This window comes from Pseudarthrobacter sp. NamB4, assembly GCF_005796185.1.
Classification (GTDB): domain Bacteria; phylum Actinomycetota; class Actinomycetes; order Actinomycetales; family Micrococcaceae; genus Arthrobacter.
The window spans coordinates 1-1,006 of sequence record NZ_VAHM01000041.1 but is presented as its reverse complement, the minus strand read 5'-3'; the positions used below and the strand labels follow the sequence as shown (position 1 = coordinate 1,006).

Below are 1,006 nucleotides of genomic sequence, written 5' to 3'. Positions count from 1 at the left end.
GCGAGCAGGGTGCTGGCTTCCTGGCGGGTGGTGCCGGAGTCCTGGATGCCGTCCGCGATATGGGCCAGTTCTGCCGGGATGTCCCGGCCCTTCTTCCGCATGGCGGTGGCCCAGAGCCGGCCTGCCCGGTAGGAGGAGCGGACCAGGGGTCCGGACATGACGCCGAGGAAGCCGATCTCCTCTGCCTCGTGCTGCAGGTCCACGAATTCCTGCGGCTTGACCCACCGGTCCACCGGCAGGTGCCGCTCGGACGGGCGCAGGTACTGGGTGATCGTGATCAGGTCACACCCGGCAGCGTGCAGGTCCCGCAGCGCCTCGGAAATTTCTTCGCGGGTTTCACCCATCCCCAGGATCAGGTTGGACTTGGTCACCATGCCCAGGTCCCGGCCCTGGGTGATCACATCCAGGGACCGCTCGTACCGGAACGCCGGCCGGATCCGCTTGAAAATCCGCGGCACGGTTTCAACGTTGTGCGCGAACACCTCGGGTTTGGAGTCACAGATCGCCTTGATGTGTTCGGGTTTGCCGGAGAAGTCCGGGATCAGCAGCTCCACCCCGGTGCCCGGGTTCAGCTCATGGATCTTCCGGACCGTTTCGGCGTAGAGCCACACGCCCTCGTCCGCGAGGTCGTCACGGGCAACCCCGGTGACCGTGGCGTAGCGCAGCTGCATCGACTGCACCGAACGGGCCACCTTGGTCGGTTCGAACATGTCCACCGGGGAAGGCTTGCCGGTATCGATCTGGCAGAAATCACACCGGCGCGTGCATTCGGACCCGCCGATCAGGAAAGTGGCTTCCTTGTCCTCCCAGCACTCGAAAATGTTGGGGCAGCCGGCCTCCTCACACACCGTGTGCAGGCCTTCCTTCTTCACCAGGTTCTTCAGGCCCACAAACTCGGGACCCATCTGGACCTTGGCCTTGATCCACTCCGGCTTCCGCTCCACCGGGACAGCAGCATTGCGCTGCTCAATCCGCAGCATCTTCCGGCCTTCAGGTGCCAATGTCA

The 1,006-nt window shown here is 64.4% G+C and carries 1 protein-coding gene; it reads right to left on the bottom strand.

Annotation, left to right across the window (positions count from 1 at the left end; translation table 11 throughout):
• Positions 1–1,006 (bottom strand): lipoyl synthase (gene lipA, locus FDW81_RS17940; RefSeq protein ID WP_240720418.1); only part of this gene is annotated, 1,006 nt, incomplete at both ends.